Annotated in this window: 26 protein-coding genes; 8 read left to right on the top strand and 18 right to left on the bottom strand. The window is 75.9% G+C overall.

Annotated features, from left to right (window positions below; genetic code table 11):
* From WCD58_RS06895 to WCD58_RS06880, 4 genes are all read right to left on the bottom strand, one after another.
* A complete protein-coding gene (locus WCD58_RS06895; RefSeq protein ID WP_337700949.1) occupies positions 1 to 1,389 on the bottom strand; it encodes a serine/threonine-protein kinase in 1,389 nt (462 codons plus the stop codon).
* A gap of 195 nt (positions 1,390 to 1,584) precedes the next feature.
* Entirely contained in the window at positions 1,585 to 4,044 is a 2,460-nt protein-coding gene (locus WCD58_RS06890; protein WP_337700947.1) for a HelD family protein, read from the bottom strand.
* A gap of 137 nt (positions 4,045 to 4,181) precedes the next feature.
* The gene (locus WCD58_RS06885; RefSeq protein WP_337700945.1) at positions 4,182 to 5,228 is read right to left on the bottom strand and encodes an MBL fold metallo-hydrolase; all 1,047 of its coding nucleotides are present in this window, start codon (positions 5,226 to 5,228) and stop codon (positions 4,182 to 4,184) included.
* A complete protein-coding gene (locus tag WCD58_RS06880) occupies positions 5,225 to 5,950 on the bottom strand; it encodes a pyridoxamine 5'-phosphate oxidase family protein (protein ID WP_337700943.1) in 726 nt (241 codons plus the stop codon). Before WCD58_RS06880 ends, WCD58_RS06885 begins: the two co-directional genes overlap by 4 nt.
* 632 nt (positions 5,951 to 6,582) lie before the next feature.
* On the opposite strand from WCD58_RS06880, the gene WCD58_RS06875 reads away from it, so the two are divergent.
* Positions 6,583 to 7,224, top strand: a complete 642-nt coding sequence (locus WCD58_RS06875) for a hypothetical protein (RefSeq protein ID WP_337700941.1) — start codon at positions 6,583 to 6,585, stop codon at positions 7,222 to 7,224.
* 100 nt (positions 7,225 to 7,324) lie between these two features.
* Here the strand turns inward: WCD58_RS06875 and mihF are convergent, their stop codons facing one another.
* The 5 genes from mihF to WCD58_RS06850 form a co-directional block, all read right to left on the bottom strand.
* The gene (mihF, locus tag WCD58_RS06870; RefSeq protein WP_274284601.1) at positions 7,325 to 7,636 is read right to left on the bottom strand and encodes an integration host factor, actinobacterial type; all 312 of its coding nucleotides are present in this window, start codon (positions 7,634 to 7,636) and stop codon (positions 7,325 to 7,327) included.
* Positions 7,637 to 7,933: 297 nt separating this feature from the next.
* Positions 7,934 to 8,587 (bottom strand): class I SAM-dependent methyltransferase, encoded by a 654-nt coding sequence (locus WCD58_RS06865; RefSeq protein ID WP_337700935.1) that lies wholly within the window; start codon positions 8,585 to 8,587, stop codon positions 7,934 to 7,936.
* Complete coding sequence (locus WCD58_RS06860) at positions 8,577 to 9,485, bottom strand: lysophospholipid acyltransferase family protein (RefSeq protein WP_337700933.1); 909 nt, start codon at positions 9,483 to 9,485, stop codon at positions 8,577 to 8,579. The genes WCD58_RS06865 and WCD58_RS06860 overlap by 11 nt, the downstream gene beginning before the upstream one ends.
* Entirely contained in the window at positions 9,482 to 10,381 is a 900-nt protein-coding gene (locus tag WCD58_RS06855) for a GNAT family N-acetyltransferase (protein WP_337700931.1), read from the bottom strand. The genes WCD58_RS06860 and WCD58_RS06855 overlap by 4 nt, the downstream gene beginning before the upstream one ends.
* Positions 10,382 to 10,556: 175 nt before the next feature.
* Complete coding sequence (locus WCD58_RS06850) at positions 10,557 to 11,720, bottom strand: glycosyltransferase family 4 protein (protein ID WP_337700928.1); 1,164 nt, start codon at positions 11,718 to 11,720, stop codon at positions 10,557 to 10,559.
* Positions 11,721 to 12,050: 330 nt separating this feature from the next.
* Here WCD58_RS06850 and WCD58_RS06845 point away from each other — a divergent pair, with 330 nt between their 5' ends.
* The 4 genes from WCD58_RS06845 to WCD58_RS06830 all read left to right on the top strand — a co-directional run bounded on the left by WCD58_RS06845 (position 12,051) and on the right by WCD58_RS06830 (position 15,679).
* On the top strand, positions 12,051 to 12,881 hold the full coding sequence (locus WCD58_RS06845; RefSeq protein ID WP_337700926.1) for an SAM-dependent methyltransferase: 831 nt from the start codon (positions 12,051 to 12,053) through the stop codon (positions 12,879 to 12,881).
* A 290-nt stretch (positions 12,882 to 13,171) separates the two neighbouring features.
* Complete coding sequence (locus WCD58_RS06840; RefSeq protein WP_337700924.1) at positions 13,172 to 13,555, top strand: transglycosylase family protein; 384 nt, start codon at positions 13,172 to 13,174, stop codon at positions 13,553 to 13,555.
* A 35-nt stretch (positions 13,556 to 13,590) separates the two neighbouring features.
* The gene (locus tag WCD58_RS06835) at positions 13,591 to 15,234 is read left to right on the top strand and encodes an FAD-binding dehydrogenase (protein ID WP_337700922.1); all 1,644 of its coding nucleotides are present in this window, start codon (positions 13,591 to 13,593) and stop codon (positions 15,232 to 15,234) included.
* Positions 15,235 to 15,376: 142 nt separating this feature from the next.
* Entirely contained in the window at positions 15,377 to 15,679 is a 303-nt protein-coding gene (locus tag WCD58_RS06830; RefSeq protein WP_337700920.1) for a hypothetical protein, read from the top strand.
* A 46-nt stretch (positions 15,680 to 15,725) separates the two neighbouring features.
* On the opposite strand, the gene WCD58_RS06825 is transcribed toward WCD58_RS06830, so the two are convergent.
* The 4 genes from WCD58_RS06825 to WCD58_RS06810 form a co-directional block, all read right to left on the bottom strand.
* The gene (locus WCD58_RS06825; RefSeq protein WP_337700918.1) at positions 15,726 to 16,379 is read right to left on the bottom strand and encodes a response regulator; all 654 of its coding nucleotides are present in this window, start codon (positions 16,377 to 16,379) and stop codon (positions 15,726 to 15,728) included.
* The gene (locus WCD58_RS06820; protein WP_337700916.1) at positions 16,376 to 17,632 is read right to left on the bottom strand and encodes a sensor histidine kinase; all 1,257 of its coding nucleotides are present in this window, start codon (positions 17,630 to 17,632) and stop codon (positions 16,376 to 16,378) included. Before WCD58_RS06820 ends, WCD58_RS06825 begins: the two co-directional genes overlap by 4 nt.
* Before the next feature lie 46 nt (positions 17,633 to 17,678).
* Positions 17,679 to 19,616, bottom strand: coding sequence for a serine hydrolase domain-containing protein (locus tag WCD58_RS06815; protein ID WP_337700914.1), 1,938 nt, complete (start codon positions 19,614 to 19,616; stop codon positions 17,679 to 17,681).
* Positions 19,617 to 19,768: 152 nt separating this feature from the next.
* Positions 19,769 to 20,635: an alpha/beta hydrolase family protein gene (locus WCD58_RS06810; RefSeq protein WP_444876317.1), complete on the bottom strand. Its 867-nt coding sequence runs from the start codon at positions 20,633 to 20,635 to the stop codon at positions 19,769 to 19,771.
* A gap of 37 nt (positions 20,636 to 20,672) precedes the next feature.
* On the opposite strand from WCD58_RS06810, the gene WCD58_RS06805 reads away from it, so the two are divergent.
* Positions 20,673 to 21,230, top strand: coding sequence for a TetR/AcrR family transcriptional regulator (locus WCD58_RS06805; protein WP_337700910.1), 558 nt, complete (start codon positions 20,673 to 20,675; stop codon positions 21,228 to 21,230).
* Here WCD58_RS06805 and WCD58_RS06800 read toward each other — a convergent pair.
* Complete coding sequence (locus tag WCD58_RS06800; RefSeq protein ID WP_337700908.1) at positions 21,227 to 21,664, bottom strand: hypothetical protein; 438 nt, start codon at positions 21,662 to 21,664, stop codon at positions 21,227 to 21,229. The genes WCD58_RS06805 and WCD58_RS06800 overlap by 4 nt on opposite strands.
* An 87-nt stretch (positions 21,665 to 21,751) precedes the next feature.
* Here WCD58_RS06800 and WCD58_RS06795 point away from each other — a divergent pair, with 87 nt between their 5' ends.
* The gene (locus WCD58_RS06795; RefSeq protein ID WP_337700906.1) at positions 21,752 to 22,744 is read left to right on the top strand and encodes an aldo/keto reductase; all 993 of its coding nucleotides are present in this window, start codon (positions 21,752 to 21,754) and stop codon (positions 22,742 to 22,744) included.
* Between the two features lie 43 nt (positions 22,745 to 22,787).
* On the opposite strand, the gene WCD58_RS06790 is transcribed toward WCD58_RS06795, so the two are convergent.
* The gene (locus WCD58_RS06790) at positions 22,788 to 23,861 is read right to left on the bottom strand and encodes an alpha/beta hydrolase (protein ID WP_337702002.1); all 1,074 of its coding nucleotides are present in this window, start codon (positions 23,859 to 23,861) and stop codon (positions 22,788 to 22,790) included.
* A 112-nt stretch (positions 23,862 to 23,973) separates the two neighbouring features.
* Complete coding sequence (locus WCD58_RS06785; protein WP_337700904.1) at positions 23,974 to 24,246, bottom strand: DUF3253 domain-containing protein; 273 nt, start codon at positions 24,244 to 24,246, stop codon at positions 23,974 to 23,976.
* 36 nt (positions 24,247 to 24,282) lie between these two features.
* On the opposite strand from WCD58_RS06785, the gene WCD58_RS06780 reads away from it, so the two are divergent.
* Positions 24,283 to 24,717, top strand: coding sequence for an SRPBCC family protein (locus WCD58_RS06780; RefSeq protein ID WP_337700902.1), 435 nt, complete (start codon positions 24,283 to 24,285; stop codon positions 24,715 to 24,717).
* Between the two features lie 62 nt (positions 24,718 to 24,779).
* Here WCD58_RS06780 and WCD58_RS06775 read toward each other — a convergent pair whose 3' ends face one another.
* Both WCD58_RS06775 and WCD58_RS06770 read right to left on the bottom strand, forming a co-directional pair.
* Positions 24,780 to 26,009: a CaiB/BaiF CoA transferase family protein gene (locus WCD58_RS06775; RefSeq protein ID WP_337700900.1), complete on the bottom strand. Its 1,230-nt coding sequence runs from the start codon at positions 26,007 to 26,009 to the stop codon at positions 24,780 to 24,782.
* Positions 26,006 to 26,491: a flavin reductase family protein gene (locus tag WCD58_RS06770; RefSeq protein ID WP_337700897.1), complete on the bottom strand. Its 486-nt coding sequence runs from the start codon at positions 26,489 to 26,491 to the stop codon at positions 26,006 to 26,008. Before WCD58_RS06770 ends, WCD58_RS06775 begins: the two co-directional genes overlap by 4 nt.
* Positions 26,492 to 26,535: the final 44 nt, after the last annotated feature.

Below are 26,535 nucleotides of genomic sequence, written 5' to 3'. Positions count from 1 at the left end.
CTACTGGGCGTTCGGCGCGGGCTGGCCGGGCGGGACGACCGCGGTGGTGGTCGTCGTCTCGGGCTCCTCGACCACCGGCGGCGGGACGACCACGCGCGGGCGCACGGTGGTCGTCGTGGTGGTCGTGGTCGTGGTGGTGGTCGTCGTGCGGCGCGGGGTGGTGGTGCGCCGGGTGCGCGGCGCGGTGGCCGCCTCGGTCTCGTCGGTGGTGGTGACCTGCGGGGCCACGGGCAGCGGCGGAGGGGGCGGCGCGAGGGTCGCCGAGGGCACCGGCGGCAGCGGCTGCTCGTCGGAGAGCACCGCGTACGCCACCGCGGACCCGGCCACGAGCAGCGTCGCGGCCGCGGCGGCCACCGCGGCGGCCAGGCGGCGCCGGCGCGCCCCGGGCCGCGCCAGCGACGACGCCCCCGTCGGCTCGGGCTCGGGGACCGGCGCGACGGCGAACCCGCCCGTGCCGACGATGCTGGTGGGCGCGGTCATGAGCACCGGCGACAGCACGGTCTCGGCGTCCATCCCGACCTCGCGGGAGACCCCGCGCAGCCCGGCGACGACCTCCTCGGCCGTCGGGCGGTCGACCGCGTCGTCCGCGGTCATGGCGGTGAGCAGCCCCTCGAGCCCGGGCGAGAGGCCGGTGGGCACCACGGGGCGGCGGTGCAGGCGGGCGACGGCCGCCTCGAGCGCGTTGCCCGGGTACTCGCGGCGGCCGGTGAGGCACTCGATGAGCACGAGACCCAGGGCGTAGATGTCGACGGCGCCGTCGATCGGCTCGCCGCGCACCTGCTCGGGGCTGAGGTACGACGCCGTGCCGATCACCATGCCGGCGGCCGTGACGGGCGCGGCGTCGTGGACCGCGGCGATGCCGAAGTCCGAGAGGTGGGCGCGGCCCTCGGCGTCGAGCAGCACGTTGCCGGGCTTGACGTCGCGGTGCACGACGCCGCGGCGGTGGACGTAGGCCAGCGCGTCGGCGAGCGCGGCGCCCAGCGCGACCACGTCGACCACCGGGAGCGGGCCCGCGCGCACCCGCTGCGCGAGCGTGTCGCCCTCGATGAGCTGCATGACGAAGTACGCGCGGCCGTCCTCGTCGCCGACGTCGTAGACGGTGACGAGCCCGGGGTGGGACAGCCCGGCGAGCGTGAGCACCTCGCGGCGGTGGCGGGCCTCCTGGCCCTCCTCGATGTCGCCGATCTTCTCGGCCGGGTCGGCGGGGTCGCCCGGCTCGACGTCGGAGGACACCACGGAGCCCGCCGCGTTGAACATCTTGATCGCGACGTCGCGGCCGAGCAGCTCGTCGCGCGCCCGGAAGACGTCGGCGGCGCCGCCGCGCCCGATGAGGTCGCCGAGGGTGTATCGCCCGCCCACCATCGCGGGCGGACCGGTCTCGGTGCTCACTGCCCGCCCTCCTCCCGGTGCGCGGTCGCCCCGATCATCCCGTACGAGGGGGTCCCTCGTCTGCGTGACGTCCCGGGCGGCGCGTCGCCCGAACGGCGGGTTGCCCGCGATGGCCGCCGGCGCGCCGCGCGCGGACGGTTCCCTGCCCGGTGGTTCGGCGCCGGAGGTGCCCGCGTTACCCGTTCGAGTGGATCTCTACGTTCGGCCGAGGCGCCCGAGGACCGTCGGCAGGGGGCCAGGATGCACCACGACCAGCGAACGTGTGGCGCGGGTGAGGGCCACGTAGAGGTCGTTGAGCCCGCGGGGTGAGGCGTCCACCACGCCCTCGGGGTCGACGAGCACGACCGCGTCGAACTCGAGCCCCTTGGCGTCGGCGACCTCGGACACGACGATCTCGGAGCCGAGGTCCACGGCCGGGTCCCCGTCGGCGGCGCCGGTCGGCCCGGCCGCGACCCCCAGGGCCGCGGCGAGCTCGTCGACCCGCGACCCCGGCGCCAGCACCGCGACACGCCCGGCGCCCTCGGCGTCGACGACGGCCTCGCGCGCCCGGCGGGCCTGCTCCACGGCCACCGCGACCAGCCCGGACCCGTCGGTGGCCACCGCGCGCGGCGCCACCCCGGACTCGCGCACCGATTCCGGCGGGGTCGCGGTGGGGTCGATGGCGGCGAGCACGTCGGCCGCCACCGCCATGATCTCGGCGGGCGTGCGGTAGTTGACCGTCAGGACCTCGCGTCGCCAGCGCGCCTTCACGTACGGCGAGAGCACCTCGGCCCACGACGACGCCCCGCCCCGCGCGCCGGTCTGCGCCACGTCGCCGACCAGCGTCATCGACCGGCTGGGGCAGCGGCGCATGAGCACGCGCCACGCCATCGGCGAGAGCTCCTGGGCCTCGTCGACGATGACGTGCCCGAAGGTCCACGTGCGGTCGTCGGCGGCCCGCTCGGCGGCCGAGGCGTAGGTGGCCTCCCGGGTGCGGTCGGCGAGCACACTGGCGTCGACGACGTCGGTGGGACGCAGGAGCTCGGGGTCCCAGTCCTCCTCCATCGCGAGGATCTCCAGCACGCCGGCGGCGTAGGCCTCGTCGGCCTCGCGCTTGCGCTCCTCGGCCTCGCGGGCGGCGGTGTCGTCCTCGCCGAGCAGCTCGGCGACCTCGTCGAGCAGCACCGCGTCGGCGGGGCTCCACCAGGCGCCGTCGAGGAGGTCGGCGGGCATCGCGTCGCGGGCCAGCAGGTCGCGGTCGGCGTCGGACCAGCCGCGCGTGGCCGCCCGGAGCCGTTGCGGGGTGGTCCAGAGGTCGGCGAGCAGCTGCGGGGGCGTCAGCGTGGGCCACAGCTCGTCGAGCACGGCCCGGAGATCGGGGTCGGCGCGCAGGCCGGCGCGGACGTCGGCGAGGTCGCCGCGGTCGAGCAGGTTGCCGTGGCCGTCGACATCGCGGCCCACCCGGTCGACCTCGCGGCGGGCGAGCTGGTCGACGACCTCGCGCACGAAGGTCCGCTTGGCGTCGTTGTGGGGCCGGCGGGTGCGCCGGGCGCGGGTGCGGGCCTGGGCGACGACGTCGCGGTCGACCACGACCGGCTCGCCGTCGACGTTCAGCCGGATCGGGCGCCGCGGCAGCTCCTGGCGGTCGCGCACGGCGGTCGCGAGCATCTTGCTCATCTCGACGTGGCCCTTGAGCGCGGCGGCCGTCGCCGGCTCGGGGCGGTGCGCGGACAGGCCCGGGTAGAGCTCTCCGACCGTGGAGAGCAGCACGCTGGTCTCGCCGAGCGAGGGCAGGACCTGCTCGATGTAGCGCAGGAACGTCGGGTTGGGCCCGACGACGAGCACGCCGCGGCGGGCCAGCTGGCGCCGGTGGGTGTAGAGCAGGTACGCCGCGCGGTGCAGCGCCACGGCCGTCTTGCCGGTCCCGGGCCCGCCCTCGACGACGACCACGCCGTTGGCGCTGGAGCGGATGACCCGGTCCTGCTCGCCCTGGATGGTCGCGACGATGTCGCCCATGCGCCCGGTGCGCCCCGCCGAGAGCGCCGCGAGGAGCACCGCCTCGCCGGTGAGCCCGGTGCGCTGGGTGCCTCGTGACGCCGCGGCCGCCGCTGCGTCGTCGAGGTCCAGGATCTCGTCGTCGACGGCGGTGACGCGCCGGCTGCGCGAGCGGATGTGCCGGCGGCGGCGCACGCCGTCGGGCGAGGCCGCCGTCGCGGTGTAGTACGGCCGGGCCGCGGGCGCGCGCCAGTCGACGAGCAGCGGCTCGTAGTCGTGCTGGTCGTCGAGCAGCCCGAGGCGCCCGACGTAGAGCACGTCCTGGTCGAGGCCCTCGATGGGCTCCGGGTCGCCGTCGATCGGCGGGGGCGGCGGACGGTCCGGGTCGAGGTCGAGGCGCCCGAAGCACAGCCCGTTCTCGACCGCGGAGAGCGTGGCGAGCTGCTCGGAGTACATCTGGGCGGCGGCGTCGCGCTCGGAGACCGCCTGCGGGGTGCCGGTGGTCTCGTCGCGCAGCACGCGGGCGAGCAGCGCGGCGGTCTCCGCCCGGCGCTCGTCGAGCTTGCCGTAGAGCATGCTCACGTAGGGCTGCTCAGCCGCGACGGTGTCGCCGGCCACGGGATCGCCGTCGGGGTCGTGCGCGCGCGCGGTGTCGGCGGCGGACGGGGACGTACGGGTCACGCGGGCCTTCTCCAGCGGACGGTCCGGCGCCTGGTGTGCCGGGACGACCTTCCACGGTAGCCCGGGACACCGACCGCGCGCCGCCGACAGGGCCCACCCGGGCGCACCGGAGATGTCCGTTCCGTGTCGGCGGGGTGTCAGGCCGGGACGTTGAGGACCACGCCGTCGTCCCCGGACGTGCGCGTCACCCGCCCCTGGGCGGCCAGGACCTCCAGGTGCGCGTCGGTCTCGAGCACCGCGAGCATCCGGTTGAAGGTCTCCATGTCCTCGAGGCGGTGCTCGCGCCGCGTCCACCGCAGGGCGCCCGCGATCTCCGCCGCGGTCGGCAGGCCCTTCTCCGCCGCGGTGGCGATCTCCGCGAGGCGCTGGTCGTGATGGGCGATCAGCTCGTCGACGCGCTCGTGCACGCTCGGCGCCACCGGCCCGTGCGCGGGCAGCAGCAGGCGGTCGGGCTCGGCGCGCAGGGCCGCGAGCGAGGACAGGTAGCGGATCAGCGCGCCCGGCTTCGCCGCCGGCTCGAAGCCGATCGAGGGCGTGATGTGCGGCAGGACGTGGTCGCCGGCGTAGAGCATCGGGCCGTCGGCGACGGTCTCGTCGACGAACACCAGGTGCCCGCGGGTGTGCCCCGGCGTCTCCCGGGCGACGAGCGCGCGCCCGCCGGCGCGCAGCTCCTGCCCGTCGGTGAGCCACTCGTCGGGGTCGGCGAAGTCGTCGACCGGCGGCGCCTCCTCGGCGGCCAGCCAGGCGCGGATCTCCCCGGCGAGCTCCGGGGCACCGGCCCGCTCGAGGCCGACCACCTGGGCCTGCAGGCCGGTGTCGCGGCCGCGCACGGTCTCGAGCGACTCGGCCTCGCCCGCGCCGAGCGCCACCCGCGCGCCGTGGGCGCGGCGCAGCGCGATCGCCTGGCTGTAGTGGTCGCGGTGGACGTGGGTGACGAGGAAGCGCCGGATGTCGCCGACCTCCGCGCCGATCCCGGCGAGCAGGCGCGCCAGGACGTCGCGGGACTCGTCGATCGCCCAGCCGCCGTCGACGAGCGTCAGGTCGCCGTCGCCGCCCTCGGGTGCCAGCGCGTACACGTTGACCGCGCGCAGCGAGTCGTTCGGCAAGGGCAGCGGCAGGCGGTGGACGCCGGGCGCGACGGTCTCGAGCTCGGGCCTGGTCCACGCGTGCCGATCGGAGATCACTCTCCGGAGGATGCCCCTGCCCCCGCGTGTTCCGCCGTGCGGGGGTCGCCCGCGGCCGTGTCGGCCCGCTCTCGCGCCTCGGCGCGCCGCGCGCCGGCGACGCCGAAGTGGTCGCCGCCCTTGCGCTTGACGTCGTCGGTGCCCCAGGAGCGGCTGCGGTCCACGGGGACCATCCGCGGGATGTGCTTGCGGCAGTGGATGTAGGCCTCCTCCACGGTGACCTCGACCCACAGGTCGGCCCGGCGGCCCGGCGAGGTCTCCGCCGGGATGTCGGGGTGCTCCGCGCGCAGCTCCGCGTCGTCGACGATGCGCGCCGACCCGTTGACGTGCAGCCCGATGAGCTCGTCGGTGAAGTCGAGCATCATCAGCCCGACGTGCGGGTTCTCGGTGATGTTGCCGAGGCTCGCCATCACGCCGTTGCCCCGGTACTCCGGCCACGCGACGTGCCGGTCGTCGAGGACGTGCAGGAACCCGGGCGGCCCCGCCCGCAGCGTCGAGTCGCACTCGCCGTGGGCGTCGGCGGTCGCCACGAACGCCATCGTCATCCGCGCCACGAAGTCCTGCATGGCGGGCACCAGGCGGTCGCACGTCTGGTCGGCGTGGAAGCGCTCGGCCCGCGCGGACGTCCCGAGCGCCTCCTGCAGGCGGTGCTCGCCGGCGGAGCCGGGACGGTCGGGGTGGGGGTCGGGCTGATCGGGCTGAGGGGTGACCCGGTCGCTCATCGACGCCTCTCCGCGACCCGCTCGGGGCCGCCGTGTCGGGGTGGCGGATCGGGCGGGACGCCGGGGCAGCGCCCGCCCCCGGAGCCGCTGCGTTCGGGGGACCGTCCCGATGGAACCCTTCCGTCCGGGTGCTGTCGACCCGCCGGGTAGTCCGACCCTCGCTCGGCGCAACCGGCGACCGCAGGTCAGTGGGCCGAACAGCCGCACTTGCCTGTGATGTACATCACTTCGTGATGGACCCGAGACCGGGGCGCGGCGTGGCCGTGACCGGGCGCCGGAGGCCTGAGCAGGCGTGACGCGCGCGGACACCCAGCGTCCCGGGGCCGCTCCGTCCGGTGACGGGTCTTCCCCCGCGACCTACTCTTCGAGGCGTCCGGCCACCCGTGGCAGCTGGTGCCGGACCCGCGCTCGTCCCGCCCGGGCCTGTCCGGCGGGCGCGGCCCCCGACCCCTGCGGCGACAGGCCGTACGCCACGCGCCGGACTCCCCACCGGCGACGCGGCACCTGGCTCGCTCCCCCTCGTGCCAGGTCGACCGGCGGCGCGACGGAGACCTCGCATGGCACGACACCGTGCGGCGCCTGCCCGAGCGGCAGCAGCGCCTCCCCCGGCAGCACCCACCGGCACCGCCGTCATGACGGGCGGGCAGCGCGCGAGAGACCTCGCGGCCGCCCTCCCCCGCCAGGGCCTCACCGAGGCCCACCCGTCGGGGCCGTTGCCCCGCGCGGGCTCCCGCCGCGCGTCCCGCGGATCGGGCCTCGACGCGGACACCGCCGCGCTCGACCTCGCGGCGATCGCGCTGGCGGCGGCGAGCGCGGGCCCGGCGGGCGCCCCGACGAACCCGTCCACCGGCTCGACGGCTCTCCCGGACGGCCCCACCACCGGCGGGACGCCGCGCCCGGCGTTCCCCGCGTCCGTCCCGAGCGCCCTCGCGCCCGTGACGCCGTCGCACGCCGTCCCGGCCGTCGGGCGCCGCGACCCGGGCCGGCGCGTGCCGCTGCCGACCCGTACGGCCGGGGCGCTCGCCCTGGTCGGCGCGCTCGCGGGCGGCGGCGTGGCCGTGGTCGGCGGGAACGCCGTCCTCACGGCCGACCCCACGCCCACGACGGGCGAGCTCCGCGTCGGCGACGTGGCGAACGCCGCCGAGAGCGCCGCGGCGGCCGCGTCGGTGCCCCGCGCCGATCAGCAGCAGGACGAGCGTCAGGGCGGCCAGGACGACCAGGGCGGGCGCCACCGGGCCGACGACGGCGCCGCGGCGTACGGCGGCGGCTACTGACCCTTCTCGGTCACCCGACGGACGACGGGGCGGCCGGTGGCCCGGGGAACCGGACCACCGACCGCCCCGTCGTCGTTCGTGCCGGGTGCGGCGCGCGGACTCAGCCGAGCGCGCTGACCAGTGCCTCGCGCTGGCGGGAGCCGAGGCCGGCGACGCGCCGGTCCTCGGGGATCCCGGCCTGCTCGAGCACCGCCGAGGCCTTCGCCGGGCCGTAGCCGGGCAGGGCCCGGACGAGCTGCGAGACCTTGGTCTTGCCGGCGATCGGGTCGCTCTTGCCGCGGTCGAGGACGGCGGGGATCGACTCCTCGCCGCTCTTGATTCCGGCCAGGAGGGCCGAGCGGGCCTGGCGGGCCTCGCGCGACTTGGCCTGGGCGGCCTCGCGCTGCTCGGGGGTCAACGTCGGGAGGGCCATCGCGGTGTCTCCCCTCTCTGTGGTGCGGGTTCGTCGCGGAGGGACCACGACGCGGTCGGACCGGTCACAACAGACGGTCACACGGACGGTCGGTCGACACGGAACGCCACGCCGCGACGGTGCCGCGATCCGGACGCCCGGGCCGATGGTTGCGGGACCGTACACCCTCCCGATCGGCACCCTGCCCCTGACCTGGGCGGATCACCATTCCGTCCTCCGCAGCACCCGTCGTGGTGACACCCGGACGACCGCCATCACCCTCGTGCGCCCCTCCGGCACCGCCGCGCGAACGAGCCGTCACCGCCGCGGCGACGACGCGCGGTACACCACGGCCGGGGGCAGGTTGCGCCAGACCACCGGCGACGTCTCGACCTCGGCGAAGCACTCGTCGAGCTCGGCGCGCAGGGCCCGCGCAGGGCCGGCCCAGGCGGTCCAGCAATAGGCGAACTGCACGAACACCCCGTCGTCGGCCAGCGCGCGCGCCACGACCGGGAGCAGGGAGTCCTCGCGTCCCGGGCGGGTCGCCGACCAGCCCAGGCCGCTGACGACCGCCTGCGCCCCGCGGATGCCCCGCAGCGCGAGGAGCGCGCCCAGCTCGGCGACGTCGGCGGGCACCACCTCGACGGCGGGGAAGCGCTCGGCGACCCGGTGCGCGAGCACCGGGTTGATCTCGACGGCGAGCTGGCGGCCGCGGCCGGCGAGGCGGTGCGCGAGCAGCCCCGTGAACGCCCCGCTGCCGGCGCCGAGCTCGACCACCGCGGGGTGCGGGTGACCGGTGCGCAGCGCGGCGTCGGCCATGGCCCGGGCCAGCGCGGTGCTGCTCGGCCACACCGAGGCCGTGGCGACGGGCGCGCGGACGAACTGCGCGGCGAACACCGCCCGGTCGGCGAGGGAGGCCTCGCGGAGTGGTTCGGGGGGCGTGGGGCCGGGCGGGGTGGTCTCAGGCGGCATGGTCGAGCTCCCGGACGGTGGGCAGGGGACTCGCCGCGGGGTGCCCCTCGAGCCCGGGCGGCAGGGCGGCCGTGATCGCCCGCTCGGTGCGCTGCGCGAGGGCACGCCGGGCGCCGGCGCGGGCGGGGCCGGCGGGGACGGTGCGGGGGTCGATCACCGGGCAGGCGGTGACGTCGACGTCGACCCCGCGCGACGTGAGCACCCGCAGCAGCGAGGCGGCGAGGGTGTCGTCGCCGACGAAGGCCGCGGTCGGGTCGACGGGGGCCGGGCGCGCGTCCTCCCGGCGCCGGTAGCGCAGGGCCACCGGGACCACGGGGGCGCCGGCGTCGTGGGCGGCCTGGAAGGCGGCGGGGCGGAAGCGGCCGAGGTCGCGTCCGCACCGGGTCGTGCCCTCGGCGAACACGCCGATCGGGACGCCGTCCCGCAGCGCGTCGGCGAGTCCGGCGACCGCGCCCGGCAGGTCGCGCAGCCGGTCGCGGTCGAGGAACACCGTGCCCGCCCGGGCGGCCATGAGACCGAGCAGCGGCCACCGGCGGACCTCGGTCTTGGCGAGCATCCGGACCGGCGCGACGGCGTGCAGCGCGAACACGTCGAGCCACGACACGTGGTTGGCGACGACGAGCGCGCCGGGCGGGGCCACGGGGCCGGTGTGGCGCACCCGCACCCCGCACGCCGAGAGCACCGCGACCGCCCACAGGCGCTGCACGCCGGCCAGCGCGGACGGTGCGAGCAGCGGCACCACCAGCGCCGCGAGGAGACCGGCGAGGAGCACGACGACGAGCGCCGTGCCCCGCACCGTGAGCCGCAGCGCGCGCAGCGCCCGGGCCCTCGCGTGCGTCGCCACGGGCCCCGGCAGGCACCCGGGGTCGCACGGCGACGTGGGCGACCAGGCGCTCACGCGTCCTCCCCGGCGAGGTGGCGGCGCCACCGCGGGTCGATCGCGGTGTGGTCGAGCAGGACGAACAGGTCGGCGACGCCGAAGTCGGGGTCGAGGGCCGGCACCCCGCCGATCTCGGCGCCGAGGCGCAGGTAGCCCCACAGCAGCGGCGGCAGCCCGGCGCGGGCGGCCCTCCTCGCCCCGGGCGCCTCGGGGTCGTGGGCGCCGATCGGGGCCTCGCGCCAGGGGCGCACCCGCCGCACGGCCGGGGCGAGGTGCTTCGAGGCGACGAGCGACCACACCCCGCCCGGCATCACGCCGTCGTCGGTCAGCGGGACGCTCGCGCAGCCGACGACCCACCGGCGGCCGGTGAGCACCATGTAGCGGAGGATCCCGGCCCAGACCAGCGAGAGCACGACGCCGTGGCGGTGGTCGGGGTGCACGCAGGAGCGGCCGACCTCGACGAGCTCGTCGCGCAGCCCGTCGAGACCCGAGAGGTCGAACTCGGTGTCGGAGTAGAGGCCGCCGGCGGCGCGGGCGCCCTCGGGCGTGAGCATCCGGTAGGTGCCGACGATCGCGCCGGTGGCCTCCTCGCGCACCACGAGGTGGTCGCAGTGCGCGTCGAACGCGTCCGCGTCGCGTCCCTCGGCGGCCGCCGCGAGGGCGACGGCGTCGTCGGGGGCGGGGCGGGCGCCCTGCTCGCCCGCGAACACCTGGTGGCGCAGCCGCTGCGCCGCCGCGACGTGCTCGGGCTCGCGGGTGAGCAGCAGGCTGTAGCGGCCGGCGGCGGCGTTCTCGGCGGCGGTGTCGACGACCGGAGCGGGCCCGGTCGGCGGGACCGCGGCGGTCGCCTCCTGCTCGTCCTGGCTCTCGGAGGCGGGTCCGGCGGACCGCGCCAGCACCTGGGATGTGGCCATGGGGCGGTGTCTACGGGCCGAGATCGCCCGGGGGCCCACCCCGGCGTGACGGTCGGGTGTGGTCCGGGTGAACTCACCGGGCGCCGCATCGAGCGCGTGGCGATACGGACATTGAGTGTCAGCGACGTGGCGTCGCTGACGTTGGATGTCCGTAACGCCACGCGCTCGCGCGGGCTCAGGCCGCGGGCGTCGAGGCGACGTCGGGCGTGCCCGCGCCGGTCTCGTCGCCGGCGATGACGGCGGCGTAGTGCCCGAGGAGCTCCTCGCACACCGAGGGCCAGGTGCGCCCGGCGACACGGCGGCGGCCCGCCGCGCCGTACGCCTCCCGCGACGCGGGGTCGTCGCGCCAGGCGGCGATCCGGCCGACGATCTCGGCGCCCGCGGTCGGCGAGGAGGGGTCGTAGAGCCAGCCGGTGCGGCCCGGGTCGACGAGGTCGGCGACGCCGCCGGCGTCGGGCGCGATCACCGGCAGCCCCGACGCCTGCGCCTCCTGGACGGCCTGGCAGAAGGTTTCGTGCGGACCGGTGTGCACGAAGGCGTCGAACGACGCGTACGCCCGCGCCAGCTCGGCGCCCCCACGGAAGCCCAGGAAGTGCGCGGAGGGCAGCAGCTCGCCCAGCCGCGCCCGCGACGGCCCGTCGCCGACCACGACGACCCGCACGCCGGGCAGCCCCTCGAGCGCCGCGAGCCGCTCCACCTGCTTCTCCGGGGCGAGGCGCCCGACGTAGCCGACGAGCATCTCCCCGTGCGGCGCGAGCTCGGCGCGCAGGTCGTCGTCGCGGCGGTCCGGGTGGAAGCGCTCGGTGTCGACGCCGCGGCCCCAGCGGTGCACGCGGGGCACGCCGTGCGACTCGAGCGCGTCCACGGCCCAGCGCGACGGCGCGAGGGTGCGCGCGGCGCCGCTGTGCAGGCGCCGGATCCAGCGCCACGCGGCCCGCGCGGTGAGCCCGACGCCGTACGAGGAGGCGAACCCGGCGACGTCCGTCTGGTACACCGCGACGGCCGGGACCCCGAGGCGCCGGGCCACCGTGAGGGCCCGCGCCCCGAGCACGAACGGCGAGGCGAGGTGCACCACGTCGGGCCGGTACTCCTCCAGCGCCGCGCGCACGGCCGGCGTCGGGACCCCGACGGGCAGCGAGTCCACCCCCGGCACGTCGACCGCGGGCACCCGCACCACCGGGACGTGCGGCGCGCCCGGCACCTCGTCCGGCCCCGCCCCGGGGGCGATGACCATGGCCGAGTGGCCGCGGCGCTGCAGGTGGGCGACGACATGGAGCACGGAGTTGGTGACGCCGTTGACGGCGGGCAGGAAGGACTCGGTCACGACGGCGACGCGCACGTCCGCACGGTGGCCGTCCCGGGGGTGCGATCTGCCGACAAGGACGTGTCCCTCGTCCTAACACCGACCCAACACTGCGTTCGGCCCGTGCGCGGAGATCCCTCCGAAGATCACCGACCGTCAGAACGTCTCCGGACGACGCGACGTTTCCGGCGTGTCGCAGGGGCACCCTCCGGCGTGTCGGACACGGACGGTGGAGAAGGGACTATCCGCTGCGCGTGTCGGAGGATTCCTTCGTGTTGACAGCGCCGTGGCGCTGTCGGCTACTGGACGGGCAGGTGTGACGGACCTGCCGCAACCCCGGTCATCCGGCGAACGGAGGGAGGACGCGTGGTCGACGACTTCCGCTGGCCGCTCGGCCCTCCCGGCGCCGCGAACTTCGACCTCCCGAGCTCCGCGCGCGTCTACGACTTCCTGCTCGGCGGCACGTCGCACGGCGCCGTCGACCGCGTGATGGGCCGGGACCTGGCCCGCGCCGAGCCGCTCGTCGTGTCGATCGTGCGCGAGAACCGCTCGTTCCTGCGCCGCGCCGTCACGTTCCTCGCGCACGCCGGGATCGACCAGTTCCTCGACCTCGGCTCCGGCATCCCCACCATGGGCAACACCCACGAGATCGCCCGCCGCGTGAACCCCGACGCCCGGGTCGCCTACGTCGACATCGACCCGGTCGCGGTGTCCCACGGCGAGCTGCTGCTCGGCGCGGCCGCCCGGGGCGTCACCGTGACCCACGCCGACCTGCGCGACCCCGAGAAGGTTCTCGCCGCGCCCGCGGTCACCGAGGTCATCGACTTCGCCCGGCCGGTCGGGGTGCTGATGTTCTCGGTGCTCCAGCACGTGTCGGCCGCCGACGACCCGGCCGCGGTGGTCGGCGGGTTCCTCGCGCACGTCGTGCCCGGCAGCGCGCTGGCCGTCTCCCACCTCACCGCCGACGACCCGCGCATCGACATAGACGCGATCTGCGGACCGACGCGCGCCTACCCGAGCGGGCGGGCCACCCCGCGCTCGGCCGACGAGCTCGCGGCGCTGGTCGAGGGCCTGGACCTCGTCGAGCCCGGCCTCGTCTTCGCCGCGCAGTGGCGGCCCGAGGCGCGGCGGCACCGCGGCCCGCTGGCCGAACCGTGCTGCGGGCACCGCGCGGCCGTCGGGTTCCTCCCCGCCTGACCGGTCCAAGGCCGTCCCGCGCGGCGGGGCAAACCCCGCTCGCCTCGATCGCGCGCCGCGCGATCGCACCGAACGGAGCAGCGCGCACCGCTCGCCTCTAGGCCGTTCGCCGCCGACCGCGATGTGACGACCACTCACCGCGACAGATGAACGATGGCCGGTCACGGCTTGTCACAAAAGGTCTCGGTTCGGTTACGGTCCCCCACCGCGCCGGTCCGCTCCCCAGCACCACCCCGGGCGGCGCATCCCACCGAGACGAACCGACGAACCACCGACGAACCGGAGCCCCGATGTCTGGTCGCCACCACCTGCCGTCCGCGCCGTCCCGTCCGCTGCTCAAGGTCGGCGTCGTCGCCGCGGCCGCCGTGACGGGCCCGCTGGCCATCACCGGCACCGCCATGGCCGCACCGTCCGCCTCGCCCGAGTCGAACGCGACCTGGGACCGCCTCGCGATGTGCGAGAGCACCCAGAACTGGGACGCCGACACGGGCAACGGCTTCAAGGGCGGCCTGCAGTTCACCGACTCGACCTGGAGCGAGTTCGGCGGCGAGCAGTTCGCCGACGCGCCCGACGAGGCCAGCCGCGAGCAGCAGATCCGCGTCGCGAAGAAGGTCCAGGACGAGCAGGGCTGGAACGCCTGGCCGACCTGCTCGGAGAAGCTCGGCCTGCAGTAACGCACCGGGCGAGCGCTCCTGCCACGATGCCCGGTATGCCCGACGCCGACGTCATCGTGGTGGGGGCCGGCCTCGCCGGTCTCGTCGCCACCGCCGAGCTCGCCGACGCCGGACGCCGGGTGATCCTGCTCGACCAGGAGCCCGAAGCGTCGCTCGGCGGGCAGGCGTGGTGGTCGTTCGGCGGGCTGTTCCTCGTCGACAGCCCCGAGCAGCGCCGGCTGCGCGTCCGCGACTCGTTCGATCTCGCCTGGTCCGACTGGACCTCCAGCGCCGGCTTCGACCGCGCCGACGAGGACCGGTGGGGCCGCGCGTGGGCCCGCGCCTACGTCGAGTGGGCGGCGGGCGAGAAGCGCCCGTGGCTGCACGCGATGGGCGTGCGCTTCTTCCCCGTGGTCGGCTGGGCCGAGCGCGGCGGCGCCTCCGCCACCGGCCACGGCAACTGCGTGCCCCGCTTCCACATCGTGTGGGGCACCGGCCCCGGCATCCTCGAGCCGTTCCTGCGCCGCGTCCACGCCGCGGTCGCCGACGGTCGCGTGACCATCCGCTGCCGGCACCGGGTCGACGCCCTCGAGGTCACCGCGGGTGCCGTGACGGGCGTGTCCGGCACGGTGCTCCAGCCCTCCGAGGTCGCCCGCGGCGAGTCGAGCTCACGGGAGGCGGTCGGTTCCTTCACCCTCGCCGCCGACAGCGTCGTCGTCACCTCGGGCGGCATCGGCGGCAACCACGACGCGGTCCGCGCCGCCTGGCCGGAGCGTCTCGGCCCCCCGCCGCGCACGATGATCACCGGGGTCCCCGCCCACGTCGACGGGCGCATGATCGGGATCAGCGAGGCCGCCGGCGCGCGCGTCGTCAACCGCGACCGGATGTGGCACTACACCGAGGGGATCGTCAACCACTCCCCGGTCTGGCCGCTGCACGGCATCCGCATCCTGCCCGGGCCGTCGTCGCTGTGGTTCGACGCCGAGGGCCGCCGCTTGCCGCCGCCGCTGTGGCCCGGGTTCGACACCCTCGCCACGCTCGAGCACATCGGGCGCACCGGCCACGACCACACCTGGTTCGTGCTCAACCAGCGCATCCTCGAGAAGGAGTTCGCGCTCTCGGGCTCCGAGCAGAACCCCGACTTCACCGGCCGCGACGTCCGCCTGACCCTGCAGCGCGTGCGCCCGGGGCCGACCGAGCCGGTGGCCGCCTTCCAGCGCTCGGGCGAGGACTTCGTGACCGCCGACTCGCTCGGTGAGCTGGTCGGGAGGATGAACGCCCTCACCCCGGAGCCGCTGCTGGACGCGGCGAACGTCGAGCGCGAGGTGCTCGCCCGCGACGCGGAGCTGGCGAACCCGTACGGCAAGGACGGCCAGCTCGCCGCGATCCGGTCCGCGCGCGGCTACCTCGGCGACCGCCTGGTGCGCGTCGCCCCGCCGCACCGCATCCTCGACCCCGCTGCCGGCCCCCTGGTCGGGGTCAAGCTGCACGTGCTCACGCGCAAGACGCTCGGCGGACTCTGGACCGACCTCGACGGGCGCGTGCTCGGCACCGACGGCTCCCCGCTGCCCGGGCTCCACGCCGCCGGGGAGGCCTCGGGCTTCGGCGGCGGCGGTGTGCACGGTTACCGCAGCCTGGAGGGCACGTTCCTCGGCGGCTGCCTGTTCTCCGGTCGCCAGGTGGGCCGCGCGCTGTCCTGACGTACCAGCGATGCGACACCGAGGATGTGACGCCAGGATCGCCACATCCTCGGTGTCGCGACACGCCGTGCGAGCGAGGCACGGGGTGTCTCAGCGTGGCGGCCACGCTGACGCTCAACGCCAGGAAAGGCCCCACGAGCCCGTGGCCGCCGCCACCGCATCGCTCGCCGTCGCACCCGTCGCACCCGTCGCACCCGTCGCGCCCGGCACCCGCGCGGCCGCGGAGCCCGTCACCGCATCCCCGACGGCGAACACCACGACCGCGAGCCGTCCCCGGTCCACCACGTCGGCCGAGCCGCGACGCACCGCGCGCACCGAGGCCGGGTGCGGCCGGCGCGCCGTGGACGCCGGCGAGTTCGACTCCTCCTGCTCCGAGTACCAGGGCTACCTCGACCCCGGCACGTCCGCCGGCCGCGGACCGACGTCCGGCGAGACCCTGCAGTGAGGCTGCGAGCAGGGCTACATCCCCGAGGACGAGTGCCGCTGACCTCTCACGGCGACGCGACACCGTTCCGGAAGGCCCAGACCACGGTCTGCACGCGGTCCCGGGTGCCGATCTTCGCCATCGCGCGCCCGAGGTGCGACTTCACCGTGCTGACCTCGACCACGAGCTCCGCCGCGATCTCGGCGTTCGACAGCCCGTCGGCGAGGAGCCGCACGATCTCGGTCTCCCGCGCCGTGAGGCCCTCCGCGACGTCCACGGCGGGCGGGCTCACCGGCCGTCGCCGCGCGAACTCGGCGATCACCCGCCGGGTGACGGTCTGGTCGACGAGCCCCTCGCCCGCAGCCAGCCGCCGCACGGCGTCGACGAGGTCGTCGGGCTCGGTGTCCTTGAGGACGAAGCCACCGGCGCCCGCCTCCAGCGCGCCGAAGACGTACTCGTCGAGGTCGAACGTCGTCACGACGAGCACCGCCGGGACCGGGGGCGCCCCGGCCGCGATCTCCCGTGTCGCCGCCAGTCCGTCGCCGCCCGGCATCCGCACGTCCATGCACACGACGTCCGGGGCGAGGCGCCGGGTCAGCCGCACGGCCTCCGGGCCGTTCGCGGCCTCTCCCACGACCTCGATGTCCCCGGCCGTCTCGAGGAACATCCGGAACCCGGCGCGGACGACGCCCTGGTCGTCGACGAGCAGCACCTTGATCACGACGAGCTCCTCGGGATCTCGAGGCGGACCGACCAGCCGCCGTCGGGACGCGGCCCCACGTCGAGGTCGGCACCGATCAGGTCCGCGCGCTCCCGCATCCCGACCAGTCCGAGTCCGCGGCCCGGTCCCGGCTCGGCGGGCGCCGACGCGGGCCGGCCGTTGGCGACCTCCAGCACGGTCGCCGTCTCCCCGTGCTCGACGCGGACGGTGACCGGAGCACCCGGCGCGTGGTCGCGGGCGTTCGACAGCGCCTCCTGCGCCACCCGGTAGACGCTGACGTCGGCGACGGGCGCGAGCTCCCGCGGCTCGCCGACCACCCTCAGCTCGGCCCCCGCGCCCGCCACCAGCCGGTCCAGCATCGCGAGCCCCGGCACCGGCGCGCCGTCGTCGGACACGGCGTCCCGTTCCCGCAGCGCACCGACCACCGACCGCAGGTCGTGCAGGGTGGCCCGTCCCTGGCTGCGGACCTCGGCGATCGTGCGGCGGGCGGCCTCGGGGTCGCGGTCGACCAGCCGTTCCGCCATCGACGCCTGGACGACCATCGCCGCGAGGTGGTGGGCCGCGATGTCGTGGAGCTCGCGCGCCACACGGGTGCGCTCGCCCGCGATCGCGGCGTCGGCGCGCGCCCGCTGCGCGTCGACGGCCTCGGCCGCCCGGAGCCGTTCCATCCGGCCGACCCGCCGCCTGGTCGCCACGTACCCGCCGAGCAGCGTCGCCGCGAGGTAGGTGAGGACGGACGACACGAGCTGCGTCAGGACCTGGGCGGTCGTGATCGTCCCCGTCGGGAGCACGACGGAACCGACGGCCTCGGCGAGCGCGGCGAGCACCGCGAGGACCAGGGCGCGACGTACCGGCAGCCACGCCCCGCACGTGTACGCCGCGATCACCGGCGCGAGCCCGCGCAGGAAGGCCTCCGGCGGCAGCATCCCCGCCAGCACGACCTGCAGCCCGATCGTCACCACCAGGCACAGCGCCGGTGCGGTCCGGCGCACGACCAGCACCGCGGCCTGCGCCACGAGGACCACCAGCAGCACCGGTACGGAGGACGTGCCGGTCGCCAGCGCGCCGGCGAGGGTCGGGTCCGCGAGCCCCACCAGGACGAGCAGGACCGACACCAGCGCGGTCGCGACGGCGAGCGCACCGTCGCGGCGCCGCGGGGTCGTCAGCCCGACGCGGGTGAGCAGCGCGTCGACCCGGACCCCGGCCCCTTCGGGCGCGACGCTCTCGGCCGCGGGGCCGTCGGGCGGGGTCATGGGGTCACCAGGCCTTCGTGATCGCCGAGCAGACGGATCGTAGGGGTCAGAAGCCGAGGTCGGTGGAGATCAGTCCGTAGGTCGCCGCGACACCCGCGACGGCCACCAGGGCCAGCAGGAGGAGCAGCCGGCCGCTCACCGCCGGCCCCCCGGCCCGACGCCGCACCCCCGTGACGACCGACGCCGCGGCGGGCACGACGGCGAGCGCTCCGGCGGCCTGGAGGACGACCAGTCCGGCGAGCACACCCGTCGGCACCTCACCCAGCCCGAGCAGGGTGACGACGACGGCCGTCCAGCCACCGAGCGCCACCACCGCGGCGGCGGCGCCCAGCCGCGTCGTCAGCAGGGCGAGCCGGTCGACCCGCGGGGTCACGACGGCCCGGCCGTACCGGCGCCGGACCCAGGCGCCCGCCGGCCAGGCCACCAGGGCGGCGAGCAGCACCACGACGGCCCCGACGAGCACCGGCACGACGAGCGAGCCGTTCCGCCAGGGCGGCGCCGGCAGCATCGTGAACGCGCCCTCGACCCCCAGCGCTGTCACCCGTCCGTCCTCGACACGCCCCGCGACGATCCGCTGGCCGCCGACCTCCTGCCACACCCACGGCCGGAGCTCGCGATAGACGGCCGGCTGCGCGCTGAGGGGCCCGGGCGCGAACAGCAGGGTGCCGTCCGGCTGCGCGACGACCGTGACCTGCCCGACGAGGTTCATCGCGGAGAGGAACGTGCTGAACGGCGCCCGGGCGGACTCGTAGGTGCCCTGGGCCAGGACCGCCCGGTCCGCGCTGCCCGTCGCGCCACCGGTGTCGGCGCCGCCGGGGTCGGTGCCGCCCGGGAAGTAGCGGTCGGTGAACCCGTGGAGCACGGCCTCGCGCAGCTCGTGACTGTCCATGGCCCCGCGACCCGACCCGTTCAGCGCCACGAAGATCCCGGTGCGCTCGGCCGGGTAGAGCTGCAGGTGCGCGTGGAAGAACTGGGTGTCGCCGCCGTGGCCGAGGATCCGCCGCCCGTTGCGGCTCTCGTCGAACAGGCCGAGCCCCGTCCGCGGGCCCTCGGCGAGGCCGCCGAGCGTGCCCGCGCCCAGGCCCGGTCGCCGCATCAGGTCCTGCGTCGCCGGGGAGAGGAGCGAGGGAGGCCCCAGCTCGGCCAGCATGAAGCGGCCCATGTCGTCCGGCGACGCCGTCAGCGACCCGGCGGGCGACGGCCGCACGGTCTCGAACGGCGCAGCGGGGTCGTCGACGGTCGGGGAGGCCGACGACAGGCGATCCCGCAACGGCGGCGGGAGCGGCTGGGCGGCGCTCGACGAGGTCATCCCCACCGGGTCGAGGACGTGGCGCTGCAGGTAGTCGGGGTACGGCATCCCGCTGACCCGTGCGACGACGTAGCCGGCCAGCCCGTAGCCGTAGTTGGAGTAGGCGGGCGTCGTCCCCGGCGGGAACACCTGCTCCGGGGGATCGGTCGCCAGGTGGTCGCGCAGGTCCTCGGTGGTCTCGCCGAGTGTGATCAGACCGCGGATACGCTCCTCGAAGCCCGCGCTGTGGGTGAGCAGGTGGCGCATGGTCACCGGCGGCTCGAACTGCAGCGGCAGCGGGAAGTCGAGGTAGGTGCGCACGTCGGCGTCGAGATCGATCCGGCCCTGCTCGACGAGCTGGAGCACCGCGGTCGCGGTGAAGACCTTCGCCACCGAGCCCACGCGGAAGAGCGTCCGCGTCGGGTCGACGGGGACTCCGGCGCCGGCGACGCCGTAGCCGCGGGACGTGAGCACCTGTCCGTCCCGCACGACGGTGACGGCAGCGCCGGCGATGCCGGCGCGGTCGAGCCCGGCGGGGACCACGCCGTCGAGCCACGCGTCGAGGTCCGCGGGAGTGAGAGCGGCGGCGGGCGGCGCGGCCGGTGCGGCGGCCGCGGACGGCGCGCCGGCGAGCAGGGCGGTGACGAGGGCGAGGAGCACCGCCAGGGCGGTCCTCGCTCCGGTGCCGGCGATCATGGTGAACCCACCTCCCCGGACCTCGCGGTGCGGGCCCGACGACGAACTGACGTCGGGAACGCTCCCGTTCCGGGGGTGCCGGCCACATCGGACGCAGGTCGGCTCCGCGCCTCCGACCTCCGTCGGAGGGGACGGGGTCGGAGGTCGGGTCCTCAGCGCGACTCGACGCGCCCGATCGCCGCGGGCACCGTCGCCGCGGCCTCGGACCACGCCGCATCCGCGGGGTCGAGCGCCGACCGCAGATACGCCGTCGTGAGCCGTTGCAGCGCCGCGACGCGGGCGGGGTCCTCGTCGGTCGTCTCCGCCGCCTCGTAGCCCGGGATCCCGCCGAGCGAGTGCTCGGCACCGACCAGCGTCAGCAGGCTCTTGCCCGGCGGGCTCAGGCGGTAGGGATCCGCCGACCAGTCCGGCCCGCGGGTGCTCAGCGCGCTCGCGTCGGCGTCGCCCATGACGACGAGCGCCGGCGCCTTCATCGCCGAGAAGTCGGGGTCCAGCCAGGGGAACATCTCGATCACGCCGGGCCGCAGGTCGTCGCCGCCCCGCCCGGCCGTCGCGAGCAGGACGCCGGCCGTCACCCGCGGGTCGGCGAGGTCCTCGCCCTCCACGCGCAGCCCCAGCAGCACGCCCACCGTCTGCCCGCCGAAGGAGTGTCCGGCGGCCACCACCCGGTCGCGGTCGACCCGCCCCGCGAGGCCCGGCACCGCGGCCTCGACGACGTCGAGCCCGTCGAGCACGCGCGTCATGTCGTCGACCCGGTGGCGCCAGAACGTCCGCCGCCGCGGGTCGTCGTCGGGCAGGCCGAGCGTGCGGGAGTCGAGGTGCGTCGGCTGGACGACGACGAACCCGTGGCCCGCCCAGTGGTCGACGAGCGGACCGTACGCCCGCGACGACGACCCGAAGCCGTGCGAGAAGAGCAGGACCGGCAGCCCCGACCCGGATACGGGCGCCGACACGCGGACCGACCGCTCCCCCATCTCCACCGGGCTGACCGACACGACGGGCACACTCATGGACCCAATTTCTAGAACGACTGTTCCATGAAGTCAAGGTGGGCACATGGCCGGACGGCCGATCGATCACGAGCACCGGGCGGCGCTGCTCGACGCCGCCGTCGACCACGCGACCGAGCAGGTCTTCGCCGAGCTGTCGTGGCGGTCGGTCGCGGCCGCCCTGGGGGTGTCGACGACGACGCTCGTGCACCACTTCGGCACCAAGGAGCAGATGCTCGCGGCGATCCTGGACCGGCTGCGCGAGCGCCTGATCGCCGGGAGCCGGGACCTCGCCGGCGAGCACGCCGACCTCGCGACGACCGCGCGGGCGTTCTGGACCTGGAGCGCCGACGAGCGCCGGTGGCCGACGCTGCGGCTGTTTTTCGCGGTCTACGGGCAGGCCCTGCAGTCCCCGGACGCCCACGCCGGGTTCCTCGGGCAGGTCGGTTCCGACTGGACCGCCGCCCTGCGCGCCGCCCAGGGCCCGGACGTCGACCCCGACCTCGCGTCACGGCGCGCGACGCTCGTCGTCGCGACGCTGCGCGGGCTGCTGCTCGACCTGCTCGCAAGCGGCGACCGCGCCCGGGTCGAGGACGCGGCCGAGGCGTACCTCGCGAGCCTCTAGGCGTGCTGCTTGCGCCGGCGCTGCAGCGCGACCATCGCGGCCACGATGACGAGCAGCAGTGCCGCGGCGCCGAGCCAGCGCCAGACGCTGCGCCCCGAGTCGGGGGCCGCGACGGTGATGGTGGCCTCGAGGGGGCGCCCGCCGCAGGTCGCCGTGACGGTGACGGGTCCCGGGGCGGCGTCGTGCGCGACGGTCACCGCCGAGAAGACCGCCCAGGGCTGGTGGCCGTCGGCGTCGCGCTCCCACGGCGAGCCGGTGACGCCGGGCCCCGTGACCGGGGTCGTGTCCGGCTCCTCGCAGCCCATCTGCGCGCGCAGCGACGTCCCGGGCGCGGCGGGGGCGCCGTCACCGATCACCAGACCGGGGTCGGCCAGCGCCGTCCCCGCACCGAGGAGGAACAGGACGGCCACCAGCGTCGTCAGCAGCAGGCGCATGAGGTCACCGTGCCACCTGCGGGGCGCGGCACAGGTCACGCCGCGACCACACGTTCAGGGCGCCTTGCCCCCGGGCAGTCAACGCCCATGGAGCAACGCACTCTCGGCGGCCAGGGGCTGCGCGTGTCCGCGCTCGGCCTCGGCTGCATGGGCATGACCTTCGCCTACGGCGGTCAGGACGACACCGAGTCGCGCGCCACGATCGAGCGCGCGCTCGAGCTCGGGGTCACGTTCCTCGACACCGCCGACATGTACGGGCCGCACACCAACGAGGAGCTGCTCGGGTCGGTGCTGCACGGGCGGCGCGACGAGGTCGTCCTGGCCACCAAGTTCGGCAACGAGATCGGCCCCGACGGCAAGGGCACCGGGCGCGTCAACGGGCGCCCCGACTACCTGCGCGGCCAGATCGACGGCTCGCTGCAGCGCCTCGGCACCGACCACGTCGACCTCTACTACCAGCACCGCGTCGACCCCGACGTCCCCATCGAGGAGACGTGGGGCGCGCTCGGCGAGCTCGTCGCCGCCGGCAAGGTGCGCTACCTCGGCATCTCCGAGGCGGCGCCGGAGACCATCCGCCGCGCCCACGCCACGGCGCCGATGAGCGCGGTGCAGACCGAGTACTCGCTGTTCACCCGGGACGTCGAGGACGACGGGGTGCTCGCCACGTGCCGCGAGCTGGGCATCGGCTTCGTCCCGTACAGCCCGATCGGGCGCGGCTTCCTCTCCGGCACGATCCGGCGGACCGAGGACCTGCCCGAGGGCGACTGGCGCCGCAACTCGCCGCGGTTCCAGGGCGAGGCGCTGCAGGCCAACCTGCGGGTGCTGGATGAGGTGAACAGCCTCGCCGAGCGCAAGGGCGTGACGCCGACCCAGCTCGCGCTGGCGTGGGTGCTGGCGCAGGGCTCGGACATCGCGCCGATCCCGGGCACCAAGCGCCGCCGCTACCTGGAGGAGAACGCGGGCGCCGCCGACGTGACGCTGTCCGCCGAGGAGCTCGAGGCGATCGAGAAGGTCGCCCCGGTCGGCGTCGCGAGCGGCGACCGCTACCCCGCCGCCGCGATGCGGATGCTGCACCACTGAGCCCTCCGTGAGTACTTTCCTGCCCTATAGCGCGGGAAAGTGCTCACATGGGCCGGACGGCGGACTCCCGTACCGACGTCAGGGCGAGGCCGGCGCGCAGGGCCGAGGCGGCGTCGAGCACGGCGTCGCGCGCGGCCGGGATGACGCCGGCCATGCCCGCGAAGCCGTGGATCAGCCCGGGGAAGCGCCGCGCGGCCACCGGCACACCCGACGCGCGCAGTGCCACGGCGAGCTCCTCGCCCTCGTCGCGCAGCGGGTCGAAGCCCGCCGTCGAGATGTACGCGGGCGGCATGATCGCCAGGTCGTCGACCTCGAGCAGGCCCGTCGGGCGGATCGGCTCGATGCCGTCGGGCAGGTAGTAGCGCTCGAAGACCTCGATGTCGACGGTCCGCAGCCCGAACCCCTCGGCGAACAGCTCCCGCGAGCCGCCCGCCCGGCCCGCGTCGGTGACGGGGTAGAGCGCGAGCACGAACGCCGCGGTCTCCCGGCCGTGGCGGGCGAGCTGGTGCGCGGCGGTCAGCGCGAGGTTGGCGCCGGCCGAGTCACCGCCGACCGCGACGGTCGTCGCGCGGTAGTCGTCGCGGTGGGCGAGGACGTGGTCGAGCGCCGCGGCGGCGTCGGCGAGCCCGGCGGGGAACGGGTTCTCGGGCGCGAGGCGGTACTCCACCGACAGCACGCGGACCCCCGCCTGGTGGGCGAGCACCCGGCACAGCGGGGCGCTCGAGGCAATGCTGCCCAGCGCGAACCCGCCGCCGTGGAAGTGCACGAGCAGCGGCGCGGCGGCGGCGCCGACCTCGGCGGGCTCGTAGAGGCAGGCGGCCAGCGCGCCCGCCGTCTCCCGCCCCGTGCCCGCGGGCACCGGGACCGTCGTCGCCCGCGCCCGCACCCCCGGCGTCCGGGCGACCGCGAGGCTCGCCGCCGCGTCGGTGGCCTGGCGCTGGTCGACGAGCGAGGGCTCCTCGCCGCGCGCGATCAGCCCGAGCACACGCAGCACGAGCTGCACGTCGATGTCGAGGGTCTGTCCGTCGCGCGTGTTCGTCGGGCCGGCGATCAGGCGACGGAGCGGTCGGGGCAGGCCGATGAGGGCGCGCAGGATGCGCCGCAGAACAGCGAACATCACCGGGCGAGCCTAGGCGCGTGCCGCGACGAAGGTCAGCAGCGCGCCCCACGTGGGGGATTTCCTGACATCTGACGTGGGCGTGGCCGCCACGCTGACACCGCCCCGCGCGTCAGTTGCCCGATTCGTCCTGGTCACGGGGGTAGCGCAGGCGGACGGGGCCGCGCGCGGTCGCCGGGTCGACGGGCTCGCCGCGCTGGGTCATCTCGATCGTCCCGTCGCCGACCAGCCGGCTCGCGACGCGGCGGGCGTCGGGCATGAGGTCGCGCCACGCGTCCGGGTCGACGCGGCGGGCGGCCTCGGACGGGCAGATCGTCCGGCCCGGCGCGCGGTGGTCGAGCAGTGTGACGATCGCGTCGGCGAGGGCGCTCTCGGTGTCGGGCACGCGTGCGGGATACCCGCGGAGGGGTAAGGACGTGACGTGAGCGCACCGGTGACGAGGACCGTGGAGATCGACGCCCCCGTGGCGCGGGTGATCGAGGTGATCTCCGACCTCGAGAACACCGACCGCTGGGCGAACGAGGCGAAGTCGGCGAAGGTGAAGGCGCACGACGACCAGGGCCGGCCGACGCGCATCGTGGTGACGCTCGGGGCGCTGAAGTTCACCACCGACGCCACCTACGACGTCACCTACACCGACAACTCCGTGACGCTGACCTGCGTCGACGCGCGCCTCATCCGCGAGTCGACGATCGCCTACACCGCCCACGACCTCGGCGGCGACCGGACGCGCCTGGAGATGGCGTCGACGATGGAGGTCACCGTCAAGGGCGTCCCGCGCTGGGGGCTGGAGCGGGCCATGGGCTCCAGCGCCGAGAAGAACCTCGCGTCGATCAAGAAGGACGCCGAGGGCTGACGCCTCGTGAGTGGAACGGGTCGCCCCCGCGACCCATTCCACTCACCTGGGCCGCAGGCCCCTCAGATCACCTTCTCGTCGGTCAGCGCCGCCATGTCGGCGTCGGAGAGCCCCAGCTCGGCGTAGACCTCGCCGTTGTGGTGCCCGGGCACGGGCGGTCCCGCCCAGCGCACCTCGCCGGGGGTGTCGGAGAAGACCGGGACGACGCCGGGACCGAGCACGTCCTCGCCGAACCGCTCGTCGAAGTGCGGCGCGAGCATCCCGCGCGCCCGGAACTGCGGGTCGGCGACGACCTCGGCGGCCGTGTTGATCGGCCCGCAGATCACGCCGGCCTCGTCGAGGATCCGCCGCACCTCGTCCGCGGGCAGCGAGCCCACCCAGTCGCCGACGATCCCGTCGAGCTCGTCCTGGTTCTCGCCGCGGGCGCGGTGGTCGGCGAAGCGCGGGTCGTCGGCGAGCTCCGGGCGGCCCATCGCCGTGCACAGCCGGCGGTACACGGTGTCCTGGTTGGCCGCGACGACCAGCCACAGCTCGTCGGCCGTGCGGTAGACGTTCGACGGCGCGATGCCCTCGAGGCGCGTGCCGCCGGGCTGGCGCACGCGCCCGAGCTTGTCGTACTCCGGGATGATCGACTCGAGCACCGACAGGCACGCCTCGGTCAGCGCGACGTCGACGACCTGGCCCTGCCCGGTCACCGAGCGGTGGTGCAGCGCCGCGAGCACGCCCTGCACCGCGACCATCCCGGCCAGCGAGTCGCCCAGCGAGATCGCCTGCCGCGGCGGCGCCTGCCCCGGGTAGCCGTTGATGTAGCGCAGGCCCGACAGCGCCTCGGCCACCGACGCGTAGCCCGCCTTGTCGGCGTACGGCCCGGTCTGCCCGTACCCCGACACCCGCGCCAGCACGAGCCGCGGGTTCACCGCCGAGAGCCGGTCCCAGCCGAGGTTCCAGCGCTCGAGCGTGCCGGGCCGGAAGTTCTCGACGATGACGTCGGCACCCTCGACGAGCTGCAGGAACACCTCCTGCCCGCGCTCGGAGCGCAGGTCGAGGGTGATGCAGCGCTTGTTGCGGGCGTGCACGGTCCACCAGAGCCGGTGGCCCCGGTACGACTCCTGGCCCCAGTCGCGCATGGGGTCCTGGCCGCCCGGCGGCTCGATCTTGACGACGTCGGCGCCGTAGTCGGCGAGCAGCCGCCCGGCGAAGGGGCCGGCGACGATCGTGCCGAGCTCGAGCACCCGCACGTCGGCGAGCGGACCGGGTCGGACCGGCTCGGCTCCGCTCCGCGGCTCGGTCATTCCGGGATCGACGTCCGCGCGTACCCCCCGCGGTGGAAGACCAGCGGCGGGCTGCCGGGCGCGCCGAGGTCGTGCACCGCGCCGACGACGATGAGGTGGTCGCCGCCGTCGTGGACCGCGTGCAGCGTGCAGTCGATCCACGCCGTCGCCCCGCCGAGGATCGGCGAGCCGAGGCCCGACGCGTGCCACTCGACGCCCGCGAACTTGTCGCCGCCCGACACCGCGAACGTCGTCGACAGCTCCTCCTGCTCGGCGGAGAGCACGTTGACGACGAAGCGGCCGGTCGCCTCGATCTTCGGCCAGCTCGACGACGAGCGGCCGGGCAGCACGAGCACGAGCGGCGGGTCGAGGGAGAGCGAGGAGAAGGACTGACACGTGAAGCCGGCCGGACCCTCGGGGGTCGTGCCGGTGACGATGGTGACGCCGCTGGGGAAGTGCCCCAGCACCTGGCGCATCGTCGAGGCGTCCGTGCCCTGGCTCATCCGCTGCCTCCCGGGGTGCTGCTGTCGTGCACGACCGTATTGAC

Source organism: Actinomycetospora flava (assembly GCF_037400335.1).
Taxonomy (GTDB): domain Bacteria; phylum Actinomycetota; class Actinomycetes; order Mycobacteriales; family Pseudonocardiaceae; genus Actinomycetospora; species Actinomycetospora flava.
Note: the sequence above shows the minus strand (reverse complement) of the source record. Positions and strands in the feature narration are given on the sequence as shown.

Excerpts from the sequence above, each read along its gene's own strand:
- WCD58_RS06790 (WP_337702002.1), bottom strand. The coding sequence starts at position 23,861 with ATGTTCGCTGTTCTGCGGCGCATCCTGCGCGCCCTCATCGGCCTGCCC.
- WCD58_RS06875 (WP_337700941.1), top strand. The coding sequence starts at position 6,583 with ATGACGGGCGGGCAGCGCGCGAGAGACCTCGCGGCCGCCCTCCCCCGC.
- WCD58_RS06800 (WP_337700908.1), bottom strand. The coding sequence starts at position 21,664 with ATGCGCCTGCTGCTGACGACGCTGGTGGCCGTCCTGTTCCTCCTCGGT.
- WCD58_RS06770 (WP_337700897.1), bottom strand. The coding sequence starts at position 26,491 with ATGAGCCAGGGCACGGACGCCTCGACGATGCGCCAGGTGCTGGGGCAC.
- WCD58_RS06820 (WP_337700916.1), bottom strand. The coding sequence starts at position 17,632 with ATGACCCCGCCCGACGGCCCCGCGGCCGAGAGCGTCGCGCCCGAAGGG.
- WCD58_RS06880 (WP_337700943.1), bottom strand. The coding sequence starts at position 5,950 with ATGAGCGACCGGGTCACCCCTCAGCCCGATCAGCCCGACCCCCACCCC.
- mihF (WP_274284601.1), bottom strand. The coding sequence starts at position 7,636 with ATGGCCCTCCCGACGTTGACCCCCGAGCAGCGCGAGGCCGCCCAGGCC.
- WCD58_RS06855 (WP_337700931.1), bottom strand. The coding sequence starts at position 10,381 with ATGGCCACATCCCAGGTGCTGGCGCGGTCCGCCGGACCCGCCTCCGAG.
- WCD58_RS06840 (WP_337700924.1), top strand. The coding sequence starts at position 13,172 with ATGTCTGGTCGCCACCACCTGCCGTCCGCGCCGTCCCGTCCGCTGCTC.
- WCD58_RS06805 (WP_337700910.1), top strand. The coding sequence starts at position 20,673 with ATGGCCGGACGGCCGATCGATCACGAGCACCGGGCGGCGCTGCTCGAC.
- WCD58_RS06795 (WP_337700906.1), top strand. The coding sequence starts at position 21,752 with ATGGAGCAACGCACTCTCGGCGGCCAGGGGCTGCGCGTGTCCGCGCTC.
- WCD58_RS06815 (WP_337700914.1), bottom strand. The coding sequence starts at position 19,616 with ATGATCGCCGGCACCGGAGCGAGGACCGCCCTGGCGGTGCTCCTCGCC.
- WCD58_RS06775 (WP_337700900.1), bottom strand. The coding sequence starts at position 26,009 with ATGACCGAGCCGCGGAGCGGAGCCGAGCCGGTCCGACCCGGTCCGCTC.
- WCD58_RS06865 (WP_337700935.1), bottom strand. The coding sequence starts at position 8,587 with ATGCCGCCTGAGACCACCCCGCCCGGCCCCACGCCCCCCGAACCACTC.
- WCD58_RS06835 (WP_337700922.1), top strand. The coding sequence starts at position 13,591 with ATGCCCGACGCCGACGTCATCGTGGTGGGGGCCGGCCTCGCCGGTCTC.